This is a genomic window from Kitasatospora sp. NPDC088134 (genome assembly GCF_044741705.1).
Lineage (GTDB): Bacteria > Actinomycetota > Actinomycetes > Streptomycetales > Streptomycetaceae > Kitasatospora.
In genome coordinates, this window is record NZ_JBIUTD010000001.1 from 90,718 (window position 1) to 109,251 (window position 18,534).

The 18,534-nt window shown below is 76.0% G+C and carries 18 protein-coding genes; 5 read left to right on the forward strand and 13 right to left on the reverse strand.

Features of this window, described 5'->3' with window-relative positions; translation table 11 throughout:
• Positions 1-6 precede the first annotated feature (6 nt).
• From ACIOHG_RS00300 to ACIOHG_RS00350, 11 genes are all read right to left on the reverse strand, one after another.
• Entirely contained in the window at positions 7-462 is a 456-nt protein-coding gene (locus ACIOHG_RS00300) for a TadE/TadG family type IV pilus assembly protein (RefSeq protein ID WP_400943429.1), read from the reverse strand.
• Entirely contained in the window at positions 459-821 is a 363-nt protein-coding gene (locus tag ACIOHG_RS00305) for a TadE family protein (RefSeq protein WP_400943432.1), read from the reverse strand. The genes ACIOHG_RS00300 and ACIOHG_RS00305 overlap by 4 nt, the downstream gene beginning before the upstream one ends.
• A gap of 80 nt (positions 822-901) precedes the next feature.
• The gene (locus ACIOHG_RS00310; RefSeq protein WP_400705374.1) at positions 902-1,198 is read right to left on the reverse strand and encodes a hypothetical protein; all 297 of its coding nucleotides are present in this window, start codon (positions 1,196-1,198) and stop codon (positions 902-904) included.
• 88 nt (positions 1,199-1,286) lie between these two features.
• On the reverse strand, positions 1,287-2,174 hold the full coding sequence (locus ACIOHG_RS00315) for a hypothetical protein (protein ID WP_400943435.1): 888 nt from the start codon (positions 2,172-2,174) through the stop codon (positions 1,287-1,289).
• Positions 2,171-3,187, reverse strand: a complete 1,017-nt coding sequence (locus ACIOHG_RS00320; RefSeq protein WP_400943438.1) for a type II secretion system F family protein — start codon at positions 3,185-3,187, stop codon at positions 2,171-2,173. The genes ACIOHG_RS00315 and ACIOHG_RS00320 overlap by 4 nt, the downstream gene beginning before the upstream one ends.
• Positions 3,188-3,269: 82 nt before the next feature.
• A complete protein-coding gene (locus tag ACIOHG_RS00325; RefSeq protein ID WP_400943441.1) occupies positions 3,270-4,871 on the reverse strand; it encodes a CpaF family protein in 1,602 nt (533 codons plus the stop codon).
• Positions 4,861-6,141 (reverse strand): hypothetical protein, encoded by a 1,281-nt coding sequence (locus ACIOHG_RS00330; RefSeq protein WP_400943444.1) that lies wholly within the window; start codon positions 6,139-6,141, stop codon positions 4,861-4,863. The genes ACIOHG_RS00325 and ACIOHG_RS00330 overlap by 11 nt, the downstream gene beginning before the upstream one ends.
• Positions 6,141-6,770, reverse strand: a complete 630-nt coding sequence (locus tag ACIOHG_RS00335) for an SAF domain-containing protein (protein ID WP_400943447.1) — start codon at positions 6,768-6,770, stop codon at positions 6,141-6,143. The genes ACIOHG_RS00330 and ACIOHG_RS00335 overlap by 1 nt, the downstream gene beginning before the upstream one ends.
• Positions 6,771-6,872: 102 nt before the next feature.
• Positions 6,873-7,808, reverse strand: a complete 936-nt coding sequence (locus tag ACIOHG_RS00340; protein ID WP_400943450.1) for a hypothetical protein — start codon at positions 7,806-7,808, stop codon at positions 6,873-6,875.
• Positions 7,802-8,401, reverse strand: coding sequence for a hypothetical protein (locus tag ACIOHG_RS00345; protein WP_400943453.1), 600 nt, complete (start codon positions 8,399-8,401; stop codon positions 7,802-7,804). Before ACIOHG_RS00345 ends, ACIOHG_RS00340 begins: the two co-directional genes overlap by 7 nt.
• Positions 8,402-8,564: 163 nt before the next feature.
• Entirely contained in the window at positions 8,565-9,401 is an 837-nt protein-coding gene (locus ACIOHG_RS00350) for a hypothetical protein (RefSeq protein ID WP_400943456.1), read from the reverse strand.
• Positions 9,402-9,665: 264 nt separating this feature from the next.
• Between ACIOHG_RS00350 and ACIOHG_RS00355 the strand changes: the two genes are divergently transcribed.
• The 3 genes from ACIOHG_RS00355 (at position 9,666) to ACIOHG_RS00365 (ending at position 12,417) form a co-directional block, all read left to right on the forward strand.
• The gene (locus ACIOHG_RS00355; RefSeq protein WP_400943459.1) at positions 9,666-10,121 is read left to right on the forward strand and encodes a pyridoxamine 5'-phosphate oxidase family protein; all 456 of its coding nucleotides are present in this window, start codon (positions 9,666-9,668) and stop codon (positions 10,119-10,121) included.
• A gap of 162 nt (positions 10,122-10,283) precedes the next feature.
• Complete coding sequence (locus tag ACIOHG_RS00360) at positions 10,284-10,742, forward strand: MaoC family dehydratase (protein WP_400943462.1); 459 nt, start codon at positions 10,284-10,286, stop codon at positions 10,740-10,742.
• A gap of 394 nt (positions 10,743-11,136) precedes the next feature.
• Positions 11,137-12,417, forward strand: a complete 1,281-nt coding sequence (locus ACIOHG_RS00365; protein ID WP_400944809.1) for an MBL fold metallo-hydrolase — start codon at positions 11,137-11,139, stop codon at positions 12,415-12,417.
• A 7-nt stretch (positions 12,418-12,424) separates the two neighbouring features.
• Here ACIOHG_RS00365 and ACIOHG_RS00370 read toward each other — a convergent pair whose 3' ends face one another.
• Positions 12,425-15,217 (reverse strand): DUF6493 family protein, encoded by a 2,793-nt coding sequence (locus ACIOHG_RS00370; protein ID WP_400943465.1) that lies wholly within the window; start codon positions 15,215-15,217, stop codon positions 12,425-12,427.
• Positions 15,214-16,563, reverse strand: a complete 1,350-nt coding sequence (locus tag ACIOHG_RS00375) for an SWIM zinc finger family protein (protein WP_400943468.1) — start codon at positions 16,561-16,563, stop codon at positions 15,214-15,216. Before ACIOHG_RS00375 ends, ACIOHG_RS00370 begins: the two co-directional genes overlap by 4 nt.
• A 141-nt stretch (positions 16,564-16,704) precedes the next feature.
• On the opposite strand from ACIOHG_RS00375, the gene ACIOHG_RS00380 reads away from it, so the two are divergent.
• Both ACIOHG_RS00380 and ACIOHG_RS00385 read left to right on the forward strand, forming a co-directional pair.
• Entirely contained in the window at positions 16,705-17,712 is a 1,008-nt protein-coding gene (locus tag ACIOHG_RS00380) for an acyl-CoA thioesterase (protein ID WP_400943471.1), read from the forward strand.
• Between the two features lie 69 nt (positions 17,713-17,781).
• Positions 17,782-18,441, forward strand: coding sequence for a TetR/AcrR family transcriptional regulator (locus tag ACIOHG_RS00385; protein WP_400943474.1), 660 nt, complete (start codon positions 17,782-17,784; stop codon positions 18,439-18,441).
• The last annotated feature ends 93 nt before the right edge of the window (positions 18,442-18,534 follow it).

An 18,534-nucleotide genomic window follows, 5' to 3' on the forward strand; every position in this document is an offset into this window, starting at 1 on the left:
TCCCTCTCAGTTTCCCCGATAGCGGTCCACCACGGAGGTGAACGAGCCGGTGACGGTCCGGTGGCCCGGTATGCCGTCGAGTTCCATCAGGTCGGCGAAGGCCACCGTGCAGGACACCCGCACGGTGACGGTGGTGAGTTGGCCGCCGTCCGCGCCGACGGTGCCGTACTCGGGGTCGCCGACGGGTTCGGCGGCACAGCTGACGCCCCGTTCGGCCAGGGACTGGGCGACGGCGTCCTCGGCGGCCCGCCGGGCGCCCTCGGGGGTGCGGGCCAGCGAGGCGGCCCGGGCGCCGGAGCGGGCGGCGGCGTCGACGATCGCGCCGGTGGTCTGGAGCCGGCCGGCGGCGACCGCCATCAGCGCGAAGGTCAGGATCAGCGGTATCAGCAGGGCCGCCTCGACGGCGAACGAGCCCCGGTCGGGGGCGGCCGCCGTCGCCGTGCTGCTCCGGCGGGCCGTCACGGCTGCCCCTCGGGGACGAACTTCTCCCACGGGCCGGAGGCGGTCCGGCTGATGGTGGGGGCGTCGAAGAACGGGACGACGAAGGCCGGCCGGACCTCGACCGTCACCCGGTAGCGGGGTTCGTTCGCGCCGCCCTGCTCGACCCTGGTCCGGGTCGCCAGGTCGCCGAAGCGGTCGATGAATTGCGTGGCCCGCTCCGGCCCGGCGTTCGGCGCCGCCCCGCGGGCGCGCCCGGCTTCCACGCCCTCCCTGGCGGCGGACAGCGCGGCCTGCTCGGCGTACCACCAGAGCCCGGCCTGCACCACCAGGAGGATGACGAACAACACGGCGGGGAACACGATGGCGAGGCTGATCGCCATCGCGCCCCGGTCGGGCGTCCGTCCGCGGAGCCGGCGCGCCCGGGGGGCGGTCCGGACGGCGGGTCGGAGCGGGCCGGCGGTCAATGCGTGCCGGCCGTCGGGTTGTTGCCGCCGTCCGGGACGCTGCCGGGGATGCGGCTGCGCACCGAGGTGCCGAGCTGGGTGACGGCGAACACGACGGTGCCGGCGATCGCCACCAGCACGATGACGGCGAGCGCGAGTTCGATGCTGATCGCGCCGCGGTCGCCGGCGGCGCGCGCGGTGCGCAGCTTCGCCATCCGGAACTGCAGGACGGGGCGCAGGAGTTGGAACGGCAGCAGGGCGGGCAGCAGGAGCGGCAGCAGAACGGCGGCCGCCAGGTTGCGGGTTCGGGTCACGGTGTGGCCTCCAGGACCTGGTGCGGGGTTCTCATGGGAGGGGGTGCGGTGGGGGGCGCCGCCCGTCCGGAGCGGTGGTGTGGTGCGCTCATTGGACGGACAGCATCTTGTACAGCGCGGGGAAGACGATGAGGACGGTCATCAGCAGGGTCAGGGCGGAGCCGGGGGCCACCATCCGTTCGCTGTCGGTGTTGGCCTTGGCGAGTTCCTCGGAGAGCAGTTCGGCCCGCAGGCTCTTGGCGCGGGCCCGCAGGGTGTCGTAGACGGAGGCGCCGTCGACGCCGGAGATCCGCATGATGTCGGCGACATCCTGGAGCGGGGTGAGGCCCAACTCCTGGGCCAGCGCGTCGAGTCCGTCCCAGGGCGGGAGCCGGTCGGTGGCGGCGCGCTCCAGCGCGTCGTGGATGCGCCGGAACACCGTGCCGCGGCCGACCAGCGCGGCCCGGCGCAGCGCCTCGGCCGGTCCGCAGTCCGCGGCCCGTTCCAGCGCGACGAGTTCCAGGTAGGCGGCGATGCCGTGCAGGTACTCGGTGCGGGCCTCCTTGGCCTCGCCGGTGACGATGCCGTCGGGGACGAACCAGAGCAGGCCGCCGAGCAGCGGGCCGACCAGCAGCGGCACGGCGATCGGCAGTCCGCTGCCGAACAGCGCGGCCATCGCGGCGAGGTAGCCGGGCAGGGCGAGGCCGAGCACCGCGAACAGCACCTTGTGCGCCATGAACCGGGCCGGGCTGCGGCCGATCAGGGCGAGTTCCTGCTGCGGGACCCGGACGCCGCGCAGCTTCAGCGACTGCTCGCCGACCCGGTCGAACCAGGACGCCTCGGCCACCGGGTCGCTCTCCCGGCGCGGTTCGGGGGTGCGGTGCAGCCGGTCCAGGGCCTGGCCCAGGTCCGGTGGTGCGGGCCGGAGTTCGGCCAGCAGCAGGGCCAGGCCGCCGGCCGCGGCACCACCCGCGAGCACTGCCCAGGGGGAGATCATCGGGCCTCCTTCAGCAGCGGTCCGCCCTCGTCGGCCCCGTCCTTGCTTGCCTTGCTTCCCTTGCCGCCCGCCGCGTCCCCGCCGTCCCCGCCGTCCTCGGCGGCGCGCTGGCCGGGCAGTCGGCCGGCCTTGGAGCGCCGGTCGGGTTCCAGCAGCCGGGGCAGCGGGGTGTGCGCGGCCAGCGAGCGCATCCAGGCGATCACCGCCATGAACGCCAACGCGACCAGGGCGAGGACCAGTTGGCCGATGCCGCTGGAGTAGGGCTCGGTGTAGGCGGTGTTGAACGAGCCGACGATCAGCACCAGCAGGATGATGCCGACCATCCAGCGGATGGTGGTGCGGTGCTTGGCCCGGTCCGCCTCGATCGCCCGGCGCTGCCGGACCTCCTCGCGCACCGACTCGGCCATGTCGCCGAGTGCCCGGGCCAGGCCGGGGCCGCTGTCGCCGGCCCGCAGCAGCAGCGCGGCCAGCACCTTGTCGGCGGTGGAGTCGGCCAGTTGGTCGGCGAACGCCCGCAGCGCGTCCTCGGGCCGCCAGCGGGCCTGCAGCCGGGCCGCCAGGTCGGCGATCTCGGCCTCCAGCGCGGCGGGCGCGGTGCGCCGGCTGGTCAGGATCGCCTGGTTGAGGCCGACGCCGAGCAGCAGCACGTCGGACAGGCGCTGCGTCCACTCGGCCAGCGCCTCCAGCCGTTCGATCCGCCGGGTGTCGGAGCGCGTCGCGTCGAACAGCCAGGGCAGGCCGAACACCGCGCCGGGGACCAGCAGCGCCATCAGCGGGATGCCGGTGAACAGCCAGCCCACCGGGGCGCCGAGCAGGGCCAGCGCCAGCTGGGTCCGGCGCAGCCGGGCCATCCCGGGCGAGGCGGTGCCGGGCGCGCCGTACCAGAGGGTGTGCAACCGCCCCTCCAGCGGGTTGCGGTCCTCCTCCTCGGCGGCGGAGCGCCCCACCAGCCCGGCGCCGAACGCCACCAGCCCACCGGCCAGCAGCAGTCCGCACAGCACGTACAGCAGCATCAGCGCATCTCCCCGCTCACCGTTCGCCCGCCCATTGCCCCGTCCCCGTCCCCGTCGCCGGCCCGCCTCACTGCAGGCCGCCTCATCGCAGGCCGCCGATCCGCAGCGCCAGCGGCGCGCCCCACGTCCCGTAGGGCGAGGACAGCAGGCCCGCGTCGAAGCCGGCCCGGCGCAGGTCGTCCAGGCAGTGCGGCGGGGTGACGGGCACCGCCCGGACCTCGCCGAGTTCGGGGCGCGGGCCGAAGACGGTGTTCATCGCGGGGCGGCCGGACTCGCCGAGGCCGGCCACCTCCAGGACGTGCGAGACGAAGCGGTGCCGGCGGCCGCCGACGGCGGTCTCGTCGAGCATGGTGACGTGCACGATGAAGTCGACGGCGTTGGCGGTGAGCCGGTACGCCAGGGTGTCGGTCATGTGCGAGCCGTACTCGAGGCAGAGTTCGGCGATCCGGTCGACCACCATGTGCGGGCCGCGGGCGTGCAGGGTGCACATCGAACCGCCCTCGCCGTTGGTCATCACCCGCAGCATCGGCACCACCTCGGCGGAGCGGACCTCGCCGACGATGATCCGGGACAGCGTCATCCGGAGCGCCGCCGGAATCAGCTCGCCGATCGACAACTCGCCGGCCAGCCGCCCGTCCACGCGTTCGCCGTTGCCCTCCCGGGCCTCCATCGGGACGACCTGCCGCAGGTGGCCCAGGGTGTGCAGCCACAGCTCGAACTCCGACTCCAGGGTGCCAATCCGCTCGTCCGGCGGGATCTCGGCGGCCATCGCGCGCAGCAGGCTGGTCTTGCCGACGCCCTGGGTCCCGGTGATCATCACGTTCTTCCGGGCCCGGATCGCGGCCGCCAGGAACGCGGCCAAGGTGCTGTCCACGGTGCCGAGTTGGATCAGGTCGCGGAGGGTGGCGCTGGCCACCCGGTGGCGGCGGATCGCCACGTACGGGCGCGGCGTGACCTCGGTCATCGCCTGCAGGCGCATGCCGCCCTCCAGGCGCAGCGCCAGCATCGGGCTGGCGGTGGACAGGCTGCGCTCGCCGCCGCCGTGCTGGCGCGCCAGGTCCTGGAGCAGCTCGACCAGTTCCTCGTCGGTGTCGGCCACCGGCGGTACCTGGCGCAGCGGTTGGTGCACCCGGGAGACCCAGACGTCGTCGCACCCGTTGATCAGGATGTTCTCGATCTCCGGGTCGTCCAGGTAGGGCTGCAGCCGGCCGGCCCGGAACAGCAGGTCGTAGACCGCCTCGGAGAGCGCCCGGTCCTGCTCGCGGGTCGGCGGGATGCCGTGCGCCTGCGCGTACGCGTCCGACCAGCGGGCCACCGCTTCCTCGATCAGCGCCCGGCCGCGCTGCCGCCGGGTCGCCCGGTCGGCCTCGCTCCCGGAGACCTGGTTCAGCCGCGACAGCTGCTGGTGCAGCTCCGCCGCCACCTGGCGCTTCAACTCCCTTGCCACCTGCGGGTCCACGGCCGGACGTGCCCCTGCGGCGGGCAGCGCCGGCACCCCGGCCGCGTCCCCCGGCGGCACCCGGACCGGCCCGGTCCGCGGGACCGCCGAGCCGGTCTGCGGGACCGCCGGCTTGGCCCAGGGCAGTCCGGCGGCGTCGGCCGAACCTCCCTGCACCACCTGGCCGTTGACGCCCTGTCCGGCGCCGGGCTGCTGCGGCGGCCCCTGGTACGGGCTAGCGCGCACGGTGCACCTCCCCCGGCCCCCCGGCCTCGTCCGGCCCGGCTGCCCCCGGCGCGTCCGCCGGCGGGAACGGCGCGGGCGCGGGCGGCTGCGGGACGGTCGGCGGCGCGATGTACGGCGCCGTGTACGAGATCTGCGGCGGCTGCTCCGCCCGGATCGGCCACTCCCCCGTGAACTGCCCGCCCTGCGGCTGCACCGGCTGCGGCACGTACTGCTGCGCGGGGTAGGCCGGTTGGGACGCCGACACCGGTCCGGTCCCGAACTGCGGCGACTGCGACTGCAGTTGCTGCGGCTGGGCTTGGACGAACTGCTGCGGCGGGTTGAACTGGTGCGACTGGTAGGGATGTTGGGGGTGGTAGGGCTGTTGCGGTGGCTGGGGTTGAACGTACTGCGGCTGCGGCTGCATCGGCGCTGCCTGCGGCGGCACCGGCCCGGGCAGGGGCGCGGGCGCGGGCCGGACGGCGGCGTGCGGGGCGGCGGCGTGCGGGGCGGCGCGGTGGCGGCGGTTGTCGGCGAGCTGCTGGATGCGGTCGACGGCGGTGCGGGCGGTGCGCATCAGCTCGGAGCGGATGAAGCGCCGGTCGGCGGTGTCGCCGCCGTCCGACAGCACCCGGGCGGTGCGCGGCGCGTGCGCCAGCGCCCCGACCACGGGCAGGCCGAACTGCCGGGCCACCTCGTTCTCCGGGTACGGCCCCTCGGTGACCAGCAGCAGGGCGAGGCCGTCGGCGCCGGTGCCGTGGGTGTCGAGGTCCTCGCGCAGCGCCGCCAGCCGCGGCCGGGCGGCCGACAGCCCGCGCAGGGTGGTGCGGACCGTCACGGCCACCACGTCGGCCCGCCGGGCCAGCACCGCCATCGGCCCGTTCGCCCCGGACCGGCCGAGGTCGAGGATCACGTCGTAGCCCTGCGGTTCGAGCGCGTGCAGCGCCTCGACCAGCGGCTGCCAGGTGTAGGCGAGTCCGGGCGCCTGGGACGGGTCGGTCAGGCCGGGCAGCAGCAGCCGCTCGCCCGTGCCCTGCGGCGAGACGTCCAGCAACTGCTCCCAGAGCGTCTCGGCGAGCAGGCCGCGGCGGTCCGCGACGGCGAGGTTGCGCAGCCCGTACACCGCCTCGACCCGCCCCTCCAGCGCCCCGGCCAGCACCGCGCCGCCGTCCGGGTCGCACTCGGCCAGCAGCACCCGGCGGCCCGGCCGCAGCGGCCAGGACAGCAGCAGCGCGAGGGCGCTGCTGGTGGCCCCGGGCGCCCCCGGCCCGCCGAGCACGGCCACCACCGTCATCAGTTCCCCCCGGCCGTCCGCGGCGCCAGGATCACCTGGAACTTGCCGCTCGCCACCCACAGCGCCAGCCGGGGCCCGTCGGCCGGCCCGACCGCCACGTCGATCACGGTGCTGCCGTCCGTGTCGGGCCGCCCGACCGTCGCCACCACCGCCGTCATCGTCTCCGGGGTGCGGGTGCTGCCGTCGGCCTTGCCGTCGCCGGTGTTCACCACCAGGATCTGCAGGCCCGGCTGCAGCCGGGTCGCGGGCAGCTGGGAGTGCCGGGCCGCGATGCCGACGATCTGCTGGCCCGGCTGGGTCGCCGGGTCGCCGGTCAGGTCCGCCTTCACCAGCAGCGCGCCCCGCCGCAGGTCCGTGGTGGCCCGCAGCCCGACCGTCCGCTCCAGGTCCCGGGCGTCCAGCGGGTGCAGCGCCGGGTCGCCCGCGATGTGCGCCACCGTCAGGTCGTCCCCGCTCAGCACCTGCCCCATCGGCACGTCCCGGGCCAGTGCCAGCACCGCGATCCGCTGCCCGCTGCTGTTGTACAGCGCCGCCCCGCCGAGACCGCCGGCCGCGATCAGCGCCGTCGCCATCGCCAGCACGGCGGGCCGCCGCCGCCGCGCACCGAGGCGCCGCGGCGGGGTAGGCATGCTTCGGTTCTCCACCGCTCTGCGGCCTCTCACTCGTCTCACCCGTGATGGAACGTCAACTCCCCGGCGCCCGGCCACCCCTCCCCCCGGCCGCCGCCCCGGTCAGTTCAGCACCTGCACCTCGTTGACCGGAACGCGCAGGACCTCTTTGTACGTCGTGGGCCAGTCGACGCCGTCCATGTCGACCTTGACGTTGTCCGAGGTCTTGGCGGTCACCGTCCAGTGCAGTTCGACGGTCAGCGAGTAGGCGTGGTCCTTCATCTTCGCCGAGCTCGCGGTGAACACGTGGCTGCAGGTCGGCGTCCCGCCCGCTTTGAACGGCGTACCGGGGCCGTTGCAGTCGAACGTTCGGAACCGGTCACCGGCCGGCCCGTCGTCCACCGTCCACTTGACGCTCTTCAGCGTGATCGTGGTCGTGACCGTCGGAGTCCCGCCGCGCCCCGTCGCCTTCCCGCTCAGCGGCCCCGCCACGTCGGGGGTGGCGTCGAACCACAGCCACACCGGCGAACCCACCACGGCGTCCGACGCCGGAGCCGCGTGCAGGACGGGCTTGGCGGGGGTGATCGTGTTGAGCGCCCGCCAGGCCACCACGCCCGGGGCCTCGGGCGGGGGGTTGCCGGGAGGGGTGGCGAGGAAGACCTGCTGGAACCGCGCGCTGCCCTCGGGGTCGCAGGTCTGGTCGTAGATCGTGCCGTCCTTGTCGCTGCGTCCCTGCCAGACGGCTTCACCAGCACCTGGCTGTGGCTGCGATTCGCGGTAGTAGCACCCGGCCGAGAACCAGCCGTAGTCGTCCCGCCAGCACGGCACCGGCTTCCCGTTCCACTCGCAGGTCTGGCTTCCCCCACCGCCCCCGCCCGTGCCGCCGGTTCCCGTCGTCGGCGGGGTGCCCGGCTGGTCGACGCCGGTGCAGATGCTGTTCTCCGCGCAGGGGCGGACGTCCACGTCCGGACCGTCGGCGCTCGCCGCCGGAACGGCCGCGAGTGTCAATCCGATGCCGGTCAGTACACAAATAGCGGTTCGCCAGGCGGAGTTCAGCATGTCTTGGTCACCTCACGGGTGAAGTCGGCGATCAGCCAGCGGTTTCCGTATTTCTTCAGCAGCGCGGTCGCCGGATAGCGGGACAGTCGCTGTTTCGGGTCCTTGATCTGCTTGGTGGCGGCGTCGGCCTGGTGCCAGTCGGTGACGTCGAGGCAGTCGGAGATCGTCGCGGTCGCCGGATTCCCGTTCAGGTCAAGGGATTTGATGACCGGCGAGATGTGCGGGTTGCCGATCATGACCAGTTTCGCATCGTGCAGTCGGGTGAGCGAGGCGAGCGTGTCGCTGAGCGCGGCGGCGGTGCCGTACTGCCGCAGCGCCATTCCGTCCGAATCCGATCGCCCGAAGAGCTGGACCTGGGTGTCCCACCAGGAGCGATAGGCCGTCACCGCGTCGTTGCCCTGCAGTCCTTCGGCCCCCTGGTCGGGGATCGGGGCGCCCGGGGTGGTGGGGGCGGTGGTGGTGGTCGTGGTGGGGCGGGGGTGGTCGGTGGTGGGGGTGCCGAGGCGGTCGGTGGAGCCGGTGGGGGTGGCGGAGCAGGCGGTGAGGAGGAATGGCAGGAGCAGCCCGCCGAGCCCAACCGCCCCAGGGCGCACCAGAATTCCGCGTTTCCGCATAGCCCCACCTTGTTGCGGCCGGACCTGTGGCGGGTCGGGCCGCGGTTCTCGTCTGCCGTCCCCTTGTGCTGCGCGCGGCCGCCCGAAGGTCGATTCCGCGCCACCCCGCCCCGGCACGGCAACAGCCGGGGACCTCCTGACCTTACGCGGAAGGCGGATCCGTTGGGGCACTTTCTCGCCACAGAACCGCCAAAAGTTCATCGGAAAGCGGCAGTCCGGCGAGCGCTCCTCTCACGGCGGCCCGATTGCGCATCAGGAGTCGTCCTCCGTCACGGGGGACGAGCAGCCGGGCCTCGCCGGCGGCGGCCGGTTCGCCCCAGCCCAACTGGCTCTCCACGGCGGGCTGGAGGTCGAGCGGGCCGACGGCGGCGGGGGCGCCGGGGACGCCGTGGTCGAGGACCCGGCCGAGGGCCCAGCTGAAGGAGCCCTCGGCGCCGGGCAGGACGCCGTCGCGGCCGCGCCGCCCGGCGCTCCAGCGGCCGATCCGGCCCCACAGCGGGACGCGCGAGTGGCCGAGCAACTCGCCCGCGCCGTCCTCGCGTTGCAGGGCGGCCCAGGTGTCGCGGTCGGCGACGGCGTCGACGACCAGCAGGGTCTCCTCCTGGGCGCCGTGCACCATGGCGCTGGTGACCCAGTCCCAGGCGAGGCCGCGCCGGTAGGCGTTGTCGGGGGTGGAGCCGGCGGTGACCAGGGCGACCCGGCGGCCGCGCGGGTCGGCGACGAGCTGGCCGAGCAGGCAGACCACGAGCCAGCGGGCCGGGCGCTGGGCGGCCTGGCGGAGCGCGGTGAGCAGGGTGTTGGCGTCGGCGTCGGCGGGCGGGTGGCTGACGGTGCTGCCGCGGGTGCCGGCGTCGAAGGTGCGGCCGGGGAGGGCGGCGGCCAGGGTGCGGGCGCCGTCGGCGGCGCGGGCGGAGCCGCCGTGGCCGCGTTCGGGGCCGCCGTCCGCGCCGATCACCACCAGTTCGATGCCACCGCTCACCTGTACCGCTCCTTCTCCTTCGCCCGCCCGTGCACCCGTGTGCACCCGTACGCGTCCGGGCCGCGCCCGGCGGCTGTCGGCCCCGTCGCCCGCCCCGGGCCGCACCGGACCCGTCCGCCGGTCGGTGCGGGCGGGCGCTGCGTGCGGTCGGAGGCCAAGGTATCGCCGCGGGGTGTCGGTGCGGGGCCGAATCGGCCCGATGCGCCCCAGCTCAGGGACCATGGGCCCTGTTCGGGGCGGCCCGGGGCGGGCAGCATCGTCGGTATGGACCGTGACGACCGGATGGAGACGCTGAGCGAGGCGGAGTGCCTGCGCCTGCTGGGCACCGTACCGCTGGGGCGGGTGGTGTACACCGAGCACGCCCTGCCGGCGGTGCTGCCGGTGGCGTTCCGGGTGTCCGCGGACGGGCGGCTGGTCCTGGCGCTGCGGGCCGGCAGCCGGGTGGCCCGGGCGTTGGACGGGACGGTGGCGGCCTTCCAGGTGGACGACTTCGACCGGGCGGGCCGCTGCGGCTGGAGCGTCCTGGTGCACGGGCGCGCGGAGGTGGTGCGGGGCGCGGGCGAGCGCGCCGGGTACGAGACGGGCGGCCTGCGCCCGTGGCTCCCCGAGCCGGGCCCGGAGTACGTGGCGATCGCCCCCGAGCTGGTCTCCGGCCGCCGCATGCTGCCCGACCCGGAGGGGACGGCCGCCCCAGCCCTGCCGCGCCGCCGCACCGCCTGACCCCGCACTTGCCCCCCACGCTCGAATGCAGCACGCGCACAGCAGCCCCGGGCACCCCGGCCCCGGGCACCCCGCTGACATGTGACCGGCGAGTAGGCATACTCTGCGGGGCGGCCCCGCGGGGGTCGCCCTGCCCCGACGCACGCACCTGTGGAGCGCACCGTGACGACCTTCGCCTCGCTCGCCGACCTGACCGCCGCGGTCGGCACCGAACTCGGCACCAGCGAGTGGCACACCGTCGACCAGGACCGGGTGAACCTGTTCGCGGAGGCCACCGGCGACCACCAGTGGATCCACGTGGACCCGGAGCGGGCGAAGCGGACGCCGTTCGGCGGGACGATCGTGCACGGGTACCTGACCCTGTCGCTGCTGCCGGTGCTGGCCAAGGAGTGCTACGGGGTCGAGGGGATCTCGATGGCCCTGAACTACGGCTCCGACAAGGTGCGCTTCCCGGCGCCGCTGCCGGTCGGCAGCGCGGTGCGTGCGACCGCGGTGCTGCTGTCGGCGGAGGAGGTCCCGGGCGGGGTACAGGCGACGGTCCGCTTCACCATCTCCAGCGAGGCGAGCCCCAAGCCGCACTGCGTCGCGGAGGCCATCACCCGTTTCTACCCGGCGGCCTGACCTCCCCCGCACACGTTCTCCACGGACCGCCCCGTCACCCGGGGCGGTCCGTTCTCGTTCACCCACACGACCGGCCACACGACCGGCCACACGACCGGCCACCCCACCGCCCGCACAGCCACCCGCACAGCCGCCCGCACGGCCGACCGGGTGACCGGCCCGGCGCGCCGCCCGCCACCTGCCCGGATTGACCTGGTTCAGACGGTAATGTCGCAGGCCGTGCCGTCCTGCCGCCGCGGGACGGGCCGTCGTTCGGGTGTCCGACCGTGGAGGTGCCGTGTCCCGCCCCGTCTCCTGGTTGTTGCGCGCCGGCGAGCTGGCCGCCGAGGCCGGGCTCGCCCTGCGCGACGCGAAGCGCTCGTACCGGACGGCGCCCCGCGAGACTTGGCACCGGGTGCGGACGGACGCCTTCGGGGCCGACCCGAAGGGCGCCCGCTGGGACCGGGTCCGCAACTCGCCGCACTTCGTGGACGGGGCGTTCCGGAACCCGATGACCACGCTCTCGTACGGGCACACCCCGCTGACGCTGCTGCGCACCAAGGTGACGGCGGACCCGAACCGCCGCTCCCCCGCCGCGGCGGTGCCGGTGCACCGGCTGCTGCCGGTCGAGCTGGCCGCGCCGCCGGCCTCGGGCCTGCGGCTGACCTGGCTGGGCCACGCCACCGTGCTCGCCGAGATCGACGGGGTGCGGGTGCTGTTCGACCCGGTGTGGAGCGAGCGCTGCTCGCCGTTCGACTGGATCGGGCCGAAGCGCCTGCACCCGGTGCCGCTGCCGCTGGCCGAACTCGGGCCGGTGGACGTGGTGGTGATCTCGCACGACCACTACGACCATCTCGACATGTCGACAGTGCGGACGCTGGCGGCGGGCGACGCGGTGTTCGCGGTGCCGCTCGGCATCGGTGCCCACCTGGAGCACTGGGGCGTCTCGCCGCGCCGGATCGTCGACCTGGACTGGTGGGAGTCCGCGGAGCTCGACGGGCTGCGGCTGACGGCCACCCCGGCCCGGCACTACTGCTCGCGCGGGCCCCGGCCGAGCCGCCGCCACCTGTGGGCGTCCTGGGTGGTCCAGGGCAAGCGCCACCGGCTGTTCCACAGCGGCGACAGCGGCTACTTCCCGGGCTACGCCGAGATCGGCAGCCGGTTCGGGCCGTTCGACGCGACGATGATGCAGGTCGGCGCGTACTCGGAGCACTGGCCCGAGGTGCACCTGACGCCCGAGGAGGCGGTGCAGGCGCACCGCGACCTCGGCGGCGGGGTGCTGCTGCCGGTGCACTGGGCCACCTTCGACCTGGCCCCGCACCCGTGGGAGGAGCCCGCCGAACGCACGGTGGCTGCCGCCCAGGCCGCCGGGGTCACCCTCGCCGTGCCGCGCCCGGGCCGCCCCTTCGAGCCGGCCGACCCGCCCGCCGTCAAGCTCTGGTGGCGCGCCGTCGCGGCCACCCCGGCCGGGGCCGACCTGCTCGTCCCGGACGGCTTCGCCCCGCCCGGCAGCACCGTCCCGGACAGCCCGGCCGCCCTGTCCCGCACGCCCCGCCCGGACGCCGCCCTGGCGGATGCCCGCCCGCCCACGGCCCCCCAAGCGTCCCAGACGTCCCCGGCCTCCCCCGCCTCCCTGGCGTCCCCGGCCGACCGGGAACCGGCCTCCGGCCAGGACGACGAGGTGCAGCTGTTCTGACCTGCCCTCACCCGGCCAGCAGCGCGGCCAGGGTGCGGGCCTCCGTGACGAGCTTGGTCCGCCCGCCGCGCGCGGCGACCCGGGTCACCGCGTCGATCGACCCGCGCGCCCCGGCCCGCCGCGCGCAGTCCACCGCGACGGCGAACAGGTCGGCGGAGCCGCGCGGCAGCGTCGCCGCACCGCCCGGCCCGTCGTCGGGCGAACCGGGTGAACCGGGCAGGCCGGGCAGACCTGGCAGGCCGGGCAGGAGCGCGGCGAGGACCGCCCAGGCCAGCCGGGGCGCGGGGTCGGCGAGTTCGGCGAGGGCGGCGGCGGCCCGGTTGGGCTTGACCGCGCCGGTCCGGACCAGTTCGGCGGTCTCCTGGCCCAACGCCCGGGCGTCGAGCTGCCGTTGGGCGGCGAGCGAGAGCAGCGCGTCCACGGTGGCGGAGCGGTCCTCGGCGGCGGCCGCGCCGATCCCGTAGGCGAGGGCCTGGTGGACGGCGAAGCCGCAGGGGCCGCCGGCCTCGGCGAGCAGCGGGAGCAGCTGCGGGGCGCCCCGGACGGGCTCGGTGTCGGCGGCCTCGGCGAGCTGCCCGGTGATCCGCAGCGCCAACTCCTCGCGGTGGTGCGGCAGGACGGCGATCCAGCGGGCGTTGGGGGCGCCGTGCAGCACCGCGGCGCTGCGGTGGAAGTGCTCGGAGCGGCCGAGCAGGTCCAGGACGGCGGCCAGGCCGGGATCGGGCGCGCCGGCCCCGTCGAGGGCCGGCCCGGGGAGTGTCAGCAGCGCCAACTCCTGCTCGGTCAGGCCGGGTTGTTCGGAGTAGCGGCGGTACTCGGCGGCCCAGACGCCGGGCCGCCCGGTCCCGGCGGGGACGGGCACGGAGTGCTGCCGGGGCGGCTCGGCGCGGCGCAGCCAGGCCGCGAGCCGCCGTCCGGCGGCGGAGCCGAGGCGGTCGGCGGCGGCCAGGGTGGCGGCGTCGCCGTCGGGGGCGGTCCGCAGCAGGGCCTGGGCGAGGTCCAACGGGCCGGGTTCAAGGGACAGTTGCTCGTAGTGCGCGATCCGCTCGACCAGGGTGGCGGGGTCGACGGCGCCGCCGGTCCGGGTGGGGGTGGCGAGCAGCAGCGGGACGGGGTCGCCGGCCAGCCGCCAGGCGATCTCGTCGAGGCGGCGGCCGAGGAACTCGCCCATGCCACTGCGCAGCTCCCAGCTGCGGAAGTCGCCGGTGTGCCGGTCCAGCAGGGCCCGCCGGGCGCGCTGCCGGGAGTAGGCACCGGTGACGGCACGGGCCAGCGTGCCGAGCGGCCGCCGCTCGTCGGGGCGCAGCACGGGGGCGAGGGCGGCGGCGAGGGCGTCCCGGTCCTGCCAGGTGTGGCGGACCAGGCCGTCGATCACCCGCTCGAAGGCGGTGCTGTCCACGAAGTCGGCGAGGGCGGCGGCCAGTTCCTCGGCGACCTGGGCGGGGGTGCCGAGCGGGGCGGGCACGGGGGTGGGCCGGGGCGGTTCGGGGAGCCGGTCGCCCTCCTCGGCCACCGGCTCGAACGCGAGTGCGGCGCCGAACAGTTGGGCGGCGGTGGGCGCGTGCAGGGGGTCGAGCGAGTGGGCGGCGGCGCGCGCCTCCGTCAGCAACTCCCCCTCGTAGCGGGCGACATGTCGACCGATCAGCTTCATGGCCTGGCCCTGGAGCTGCCGGTCGGGGTGGCCGAGGCCGAGCAGCAGCGCCCGCAGCGCCGCCCCGGCCGTCGCACCGCCCCGGGACACCGCCTTGCCCAGCCAGGCGAGTTGGGCACGGACGAGCTTCTTCTCGGTGCGGGTGAGCAGCGTCCCGGAGGCTTCGGCGAGTTCCGCGCCGGTGAGTCGTCCGGCGGTGTCGAGGGCGGCCAGCGCCTCCTGGGCGTAGCCGGCCACGGTCGAGTGGGCGTCCAGCAGGGCGAGCAGCGCCCGCCGGTTGTCGGCGAGTTCGTCCTCGGTGGGGGCGAGGGCGCGCAGCAGCTCCAGGTAGCCGCGCTGCTCGCCGACGCCGCCGCCGCGGACCAGACGGGCGAAGCCGCGGCGGACCAGGGCGGCGCGGTCGAGGGTGCCGTCGGCGGCGAGCCGGCCGAGCACGGCGGGCCAGCGCTGACTGTCGTCCTTGGCGGCCCAGGGGCCGGCCAGGTGCCGGAGGGTGGGGCCGTCGAAGACCAGCGCGGCCAGCACGGGCGTCCAGTCGTCGGCCTTCAGCCGGGCGTACAGGTCGGTGCCGGGCGGCAACTCCGAGTCGCCGAACCGGGGTTGCGGGTCGCCCCGGTCGCGCATCCACTCGGCGGCGAACTCGGGGTCGGCGGGCGGCGGGGTGGCGCTGCGCCGGAGCAGGTGCTCGGCGATCTCGTAGGGGACGTCGTTGCCCCAGCCGCTGCTGTCGGCGGGGCGGGCGGCCAGCCGCAGGCCCACGCCCCGCTGCCAGTCGGCGGGTTGGTCGTCCAGCAGGAGGACCAGCGGGCGCTGGTACCAGTGCGGGACGTCGAAGCCGCGGCCGCCGATCCAGTCGGCGGCGGCGGACGGGGCGCTGTGGCAGACCGCGCCGGCGATCAGCAGCGCCGTCCAGGCGCCGCCCCGGGAGAACTCGCCCTCCCGCAGCTCGCGGCGCAGCGCTTTGAGCCGGGGCAGCTGGGCCCGCCGCCGGTCCGGCGCCAACTCCCGTACCAGCGTGGCGACCTGTGGGAACGCCGCCCGGCGGATCGCCTCCTCCAGCGCCGCCCCCGGGTCGGCCACCCTGTCCTGCTGCTGCTCCATCGGAACACCCCTCCGCTCGTTCGTGCTCATCCCTTCGTCCGTGCTCATCCCTGCTGCTCCCCGTTGCCGATCCGGACGGCGAGCACGTGGCTGCACGGTCCGCGCCCGCCGCGGTGGCGGGCCCACCAGCGGCAGGTGCAGCCGAGGGCGGCGCCGTCGGGGGCGATCCGGACGTGGTGCGCGTGGTCGCCGACCGTCACGACCCGGACGTCCCCGGCGGCGGGGCCGACGGCGCCTGCGGCGAGCAGCGAACGGGCCGCCCCAAGGCGGGGGTTGGCCTGTTCGACCCGGCCGTCCGCGTAGGGCAGGCGGCGGTGGAAGTGGGCGGCCTCGGCGAGGTCGTAGCCGAGCTGGCCGGAGGTGGCGAGCCGGGCCAAGGCGGTCCGGACCCGCTCGGGCGTCAGGCCGGAGTCCTCGGCCAGGTCGGCGGGTTCGATCCGCGGCTCCCAGGCGAGCAGCGCGGCGAGGACATCGGCATCCTCCGCCCCGGAGCCCTCGGCGAGCAGGTCGAGCAGGCCGCCCTCGCCGGAGAAGCCGCGGGAGCTGTCGGGCGACAGGGTGAGGGTGAGCCGGCCGCCGGGCAGCCCGAGTTCCCAGGCGGAGGCGGTCGGTCCGGTGGGGGTGCCGGGCGGGGCGTAGACCCGCAGCACGGTGGCGTGCCGCAGCAACGGGCGCAGCGCGGCCAGGCGTTCGGGGCCGGGCAGGCAGATCGCGCCGGGGCCGGGGCGCGAGGTGGGGCGCAGCCCGGGGCCGGCGGCCAGCATCCAGCGGACGGTGCTCCGCCCGCCGGTGGGCAGGGTACGCAGGAAGCGGACGGCCTCGGCGGCGGGGAGTTCGGCCCGCAGGTCGAAGCGGGCGGTGAGCAGCTGGGTCTCGGCGAAGCCCTTGAGCCAGCGCAGCGGCAGCGGGACCTTGCGCTCCACCAGCACGTCCGCGCCGACGCCGACCTCCAGCTCCTCGGCACCGACGGCGAGCCGCAGCCGCTCGCCGGGGGTGCGCAGCCGGAGCGCCTCGCGCAGCGGGGCGTTGACGTCGACGTTGGTGGTGCCGTGCCCGGTGCCGGCGCCGTCGAGCCCGTCGGGGAGCAGGTCGAGGCGGGCGTGCACGCCGCCGCAGCCGGAGAAGGACTCGAAGCGGAGCCGGTCGCCGTCGGCGGTGACCACGGGGTCGAGGGAGGCGGCGGCGGTGAGCCGGTGGTAGCGGGCGGCGGCCACGTCGGCGACGGCGAGCAGGGCGGCGGCCGCGGCGTCGGGGTGGCGCAGCGCGCCGGCGAAGAACCGGGGGTGCTCGGTGGCGCCGAGCGGGGTGGCCCCGCCGCTGGTGGCGAGCTCCAGGCGGCGCGGGTGCAACGCGGAGGGCCCGAGGTAGCGGAAGGCGTGGACGGCCGTGGTCATGGCCGGAACGCTAACCTCCGCCCCCGACAGCGCTCGACGGCCCCCGCCCCGTCCCGGGCACCACGCACCACGCCCCCCGGACCGCCCCGCACTCGCACCGCACCCGCCCCGCACCCACCCCGGACTGGAACCTGTTCTAGCATGTGCCGGGTGACCGACCGCGCGCCCCAGAAGCCAGCCGCCGTACCGGAGCCGGTCTCCTTCGCCGAGCTGCTCGGCATCGAGGAGCTGGAGGAGAACCTGTTCCGGGGCCGCTGCCACGCGGGCGCGCCGCTGCGCGCGTTCGGCGGGCAGGTCGCGGCGCAGGCGCTGACCTCGGCGGGGCGGACGGTGGAGCCGGCCCGGCGGGTGCACAGCCTGCACGGGTACTTCCTGCGGCCGGGCGACCCGCGCCGCCCGATCGTCTACCAGGTGGACCGGGCCCGGGACGGGGCCTCGTACGCGACCCGGCGGGTGACGGCGGTCCAGCGCGGCGAGGTGATCTTCACGATGTCCGCCTCGTTCAAGCGGGCCGAGGACTCGGGCGACCGGCAGCGCGCGATGCCGCCGGTGCCGGGGCCGGAGGAGCTGCCGGACCCGTACCCGGCCTGGCGGCGGGACGCGCCGGAGGAGTACGCCCGCTCGGCGATCTTCCGGGCGCTGGAGATGCGCTTCGTGCCGGCCGACGCGCCCGGGATGCCGCCGGAACTGCCGGGCGTGCCGCAGCAGTTCGTCTGGCTGCGGACGGGCGGGCCGCTGCCGGGGGACGACCCGCTGCTGCACACCTGCGCGCTCACCTACCTCTCCGATCTGACGCTGGCCTCGACGACGGCACTGCACCTGCAGCCGCACCGGGTGCACCGGGTGGCGGCGCCCCGGGTCGCGCTGGCCTCGCTGGACCACGCGATGTGGTTCCACCGGCCGTTCCGGGCCGACGAGTGGCTGCTGTTCGCCCAGCGCAGCCCGTCGGCCTCGGACGGGCGCGGGCTGGCGATGGGCGAGTTCTACGACCGGGACGGGGCGCTGGTGGCCTCGGCGGTGCAGGAGACCCTGCTGCGCGAGCTGCGCCGGAAGGCCGTCGGCGGACCCGGGCAGACCGACCGCGGGCCCGAGAGAGCCGACGGCGGGCCCGGGCAGGAAGCCGGCCCGACCGCCCGGGAAGCCGACTGAGACCCCGTCACCCACCGGTGACCCCCGGCGTCATACCGCGGCGCGGGACCGCCCCGTATCATGGTTCGGGTGACCAAGGTTGACCTGTCACCTCGTCCGGTGGAGGCGATGTCCCCCCGTCAGCTCGAACGCCGCGGCTCCCTCCTGTCCGCCGCCCTGGCACTGGTGACCGAGATCGGCGTGGAGCGGCTCCAGATGAAACAGGTGTCGGAGCGTTCGGGAGTGGCGCTCGGCACCGCCTACCGGTACTTCTCCTCGAAGGATCACCTGCTGGCCGCGGCCATAGCGGACTGGCACCGACTGCTGCTCGCCGACCTGGTCGGCGAGGTCGGGGCGGGGCGCAGCACCTCCCCGGCGGAGCGGGCGGTGCGGTTCGTGCGGCGCGGGATGCGGGCGTACCAGCGGCAGCCCGAACTGGCCCGGCTGCGGGTGGCGGTGGCGACGTCCACCGACCCGTTCGCCAGCGAGGCGCTGCAGGGGCTGGCCCGGGCGGACCGGGCGGCGCTGGGCGCGGTGATGCCGGAGGTGCCACCCGCGTCCGGAGAGCTGGTGCGGCACATGGTGGCGCACGCCTGGCAGGGCGAGCTGACGGCCTGGGTGACGGGGCGCAGCACGCTGGACGACGCCCGCACCCGGCTGGAGGAGATGGTCCGGCTGGTGCTGGCCCCGTACGAGCCGTACGAGGCCGGCGGCCCGGACCGCTCCGACCCGGTGCCCTCCACCGCCTGACCCGGCACCGTCCACGATCCCGCCCCGGTACCTGCCACGGCCCGGCCCCGCCCGGTGCCGTCCACGGCCTGACGGTGCGTCGACTCCCGGCGC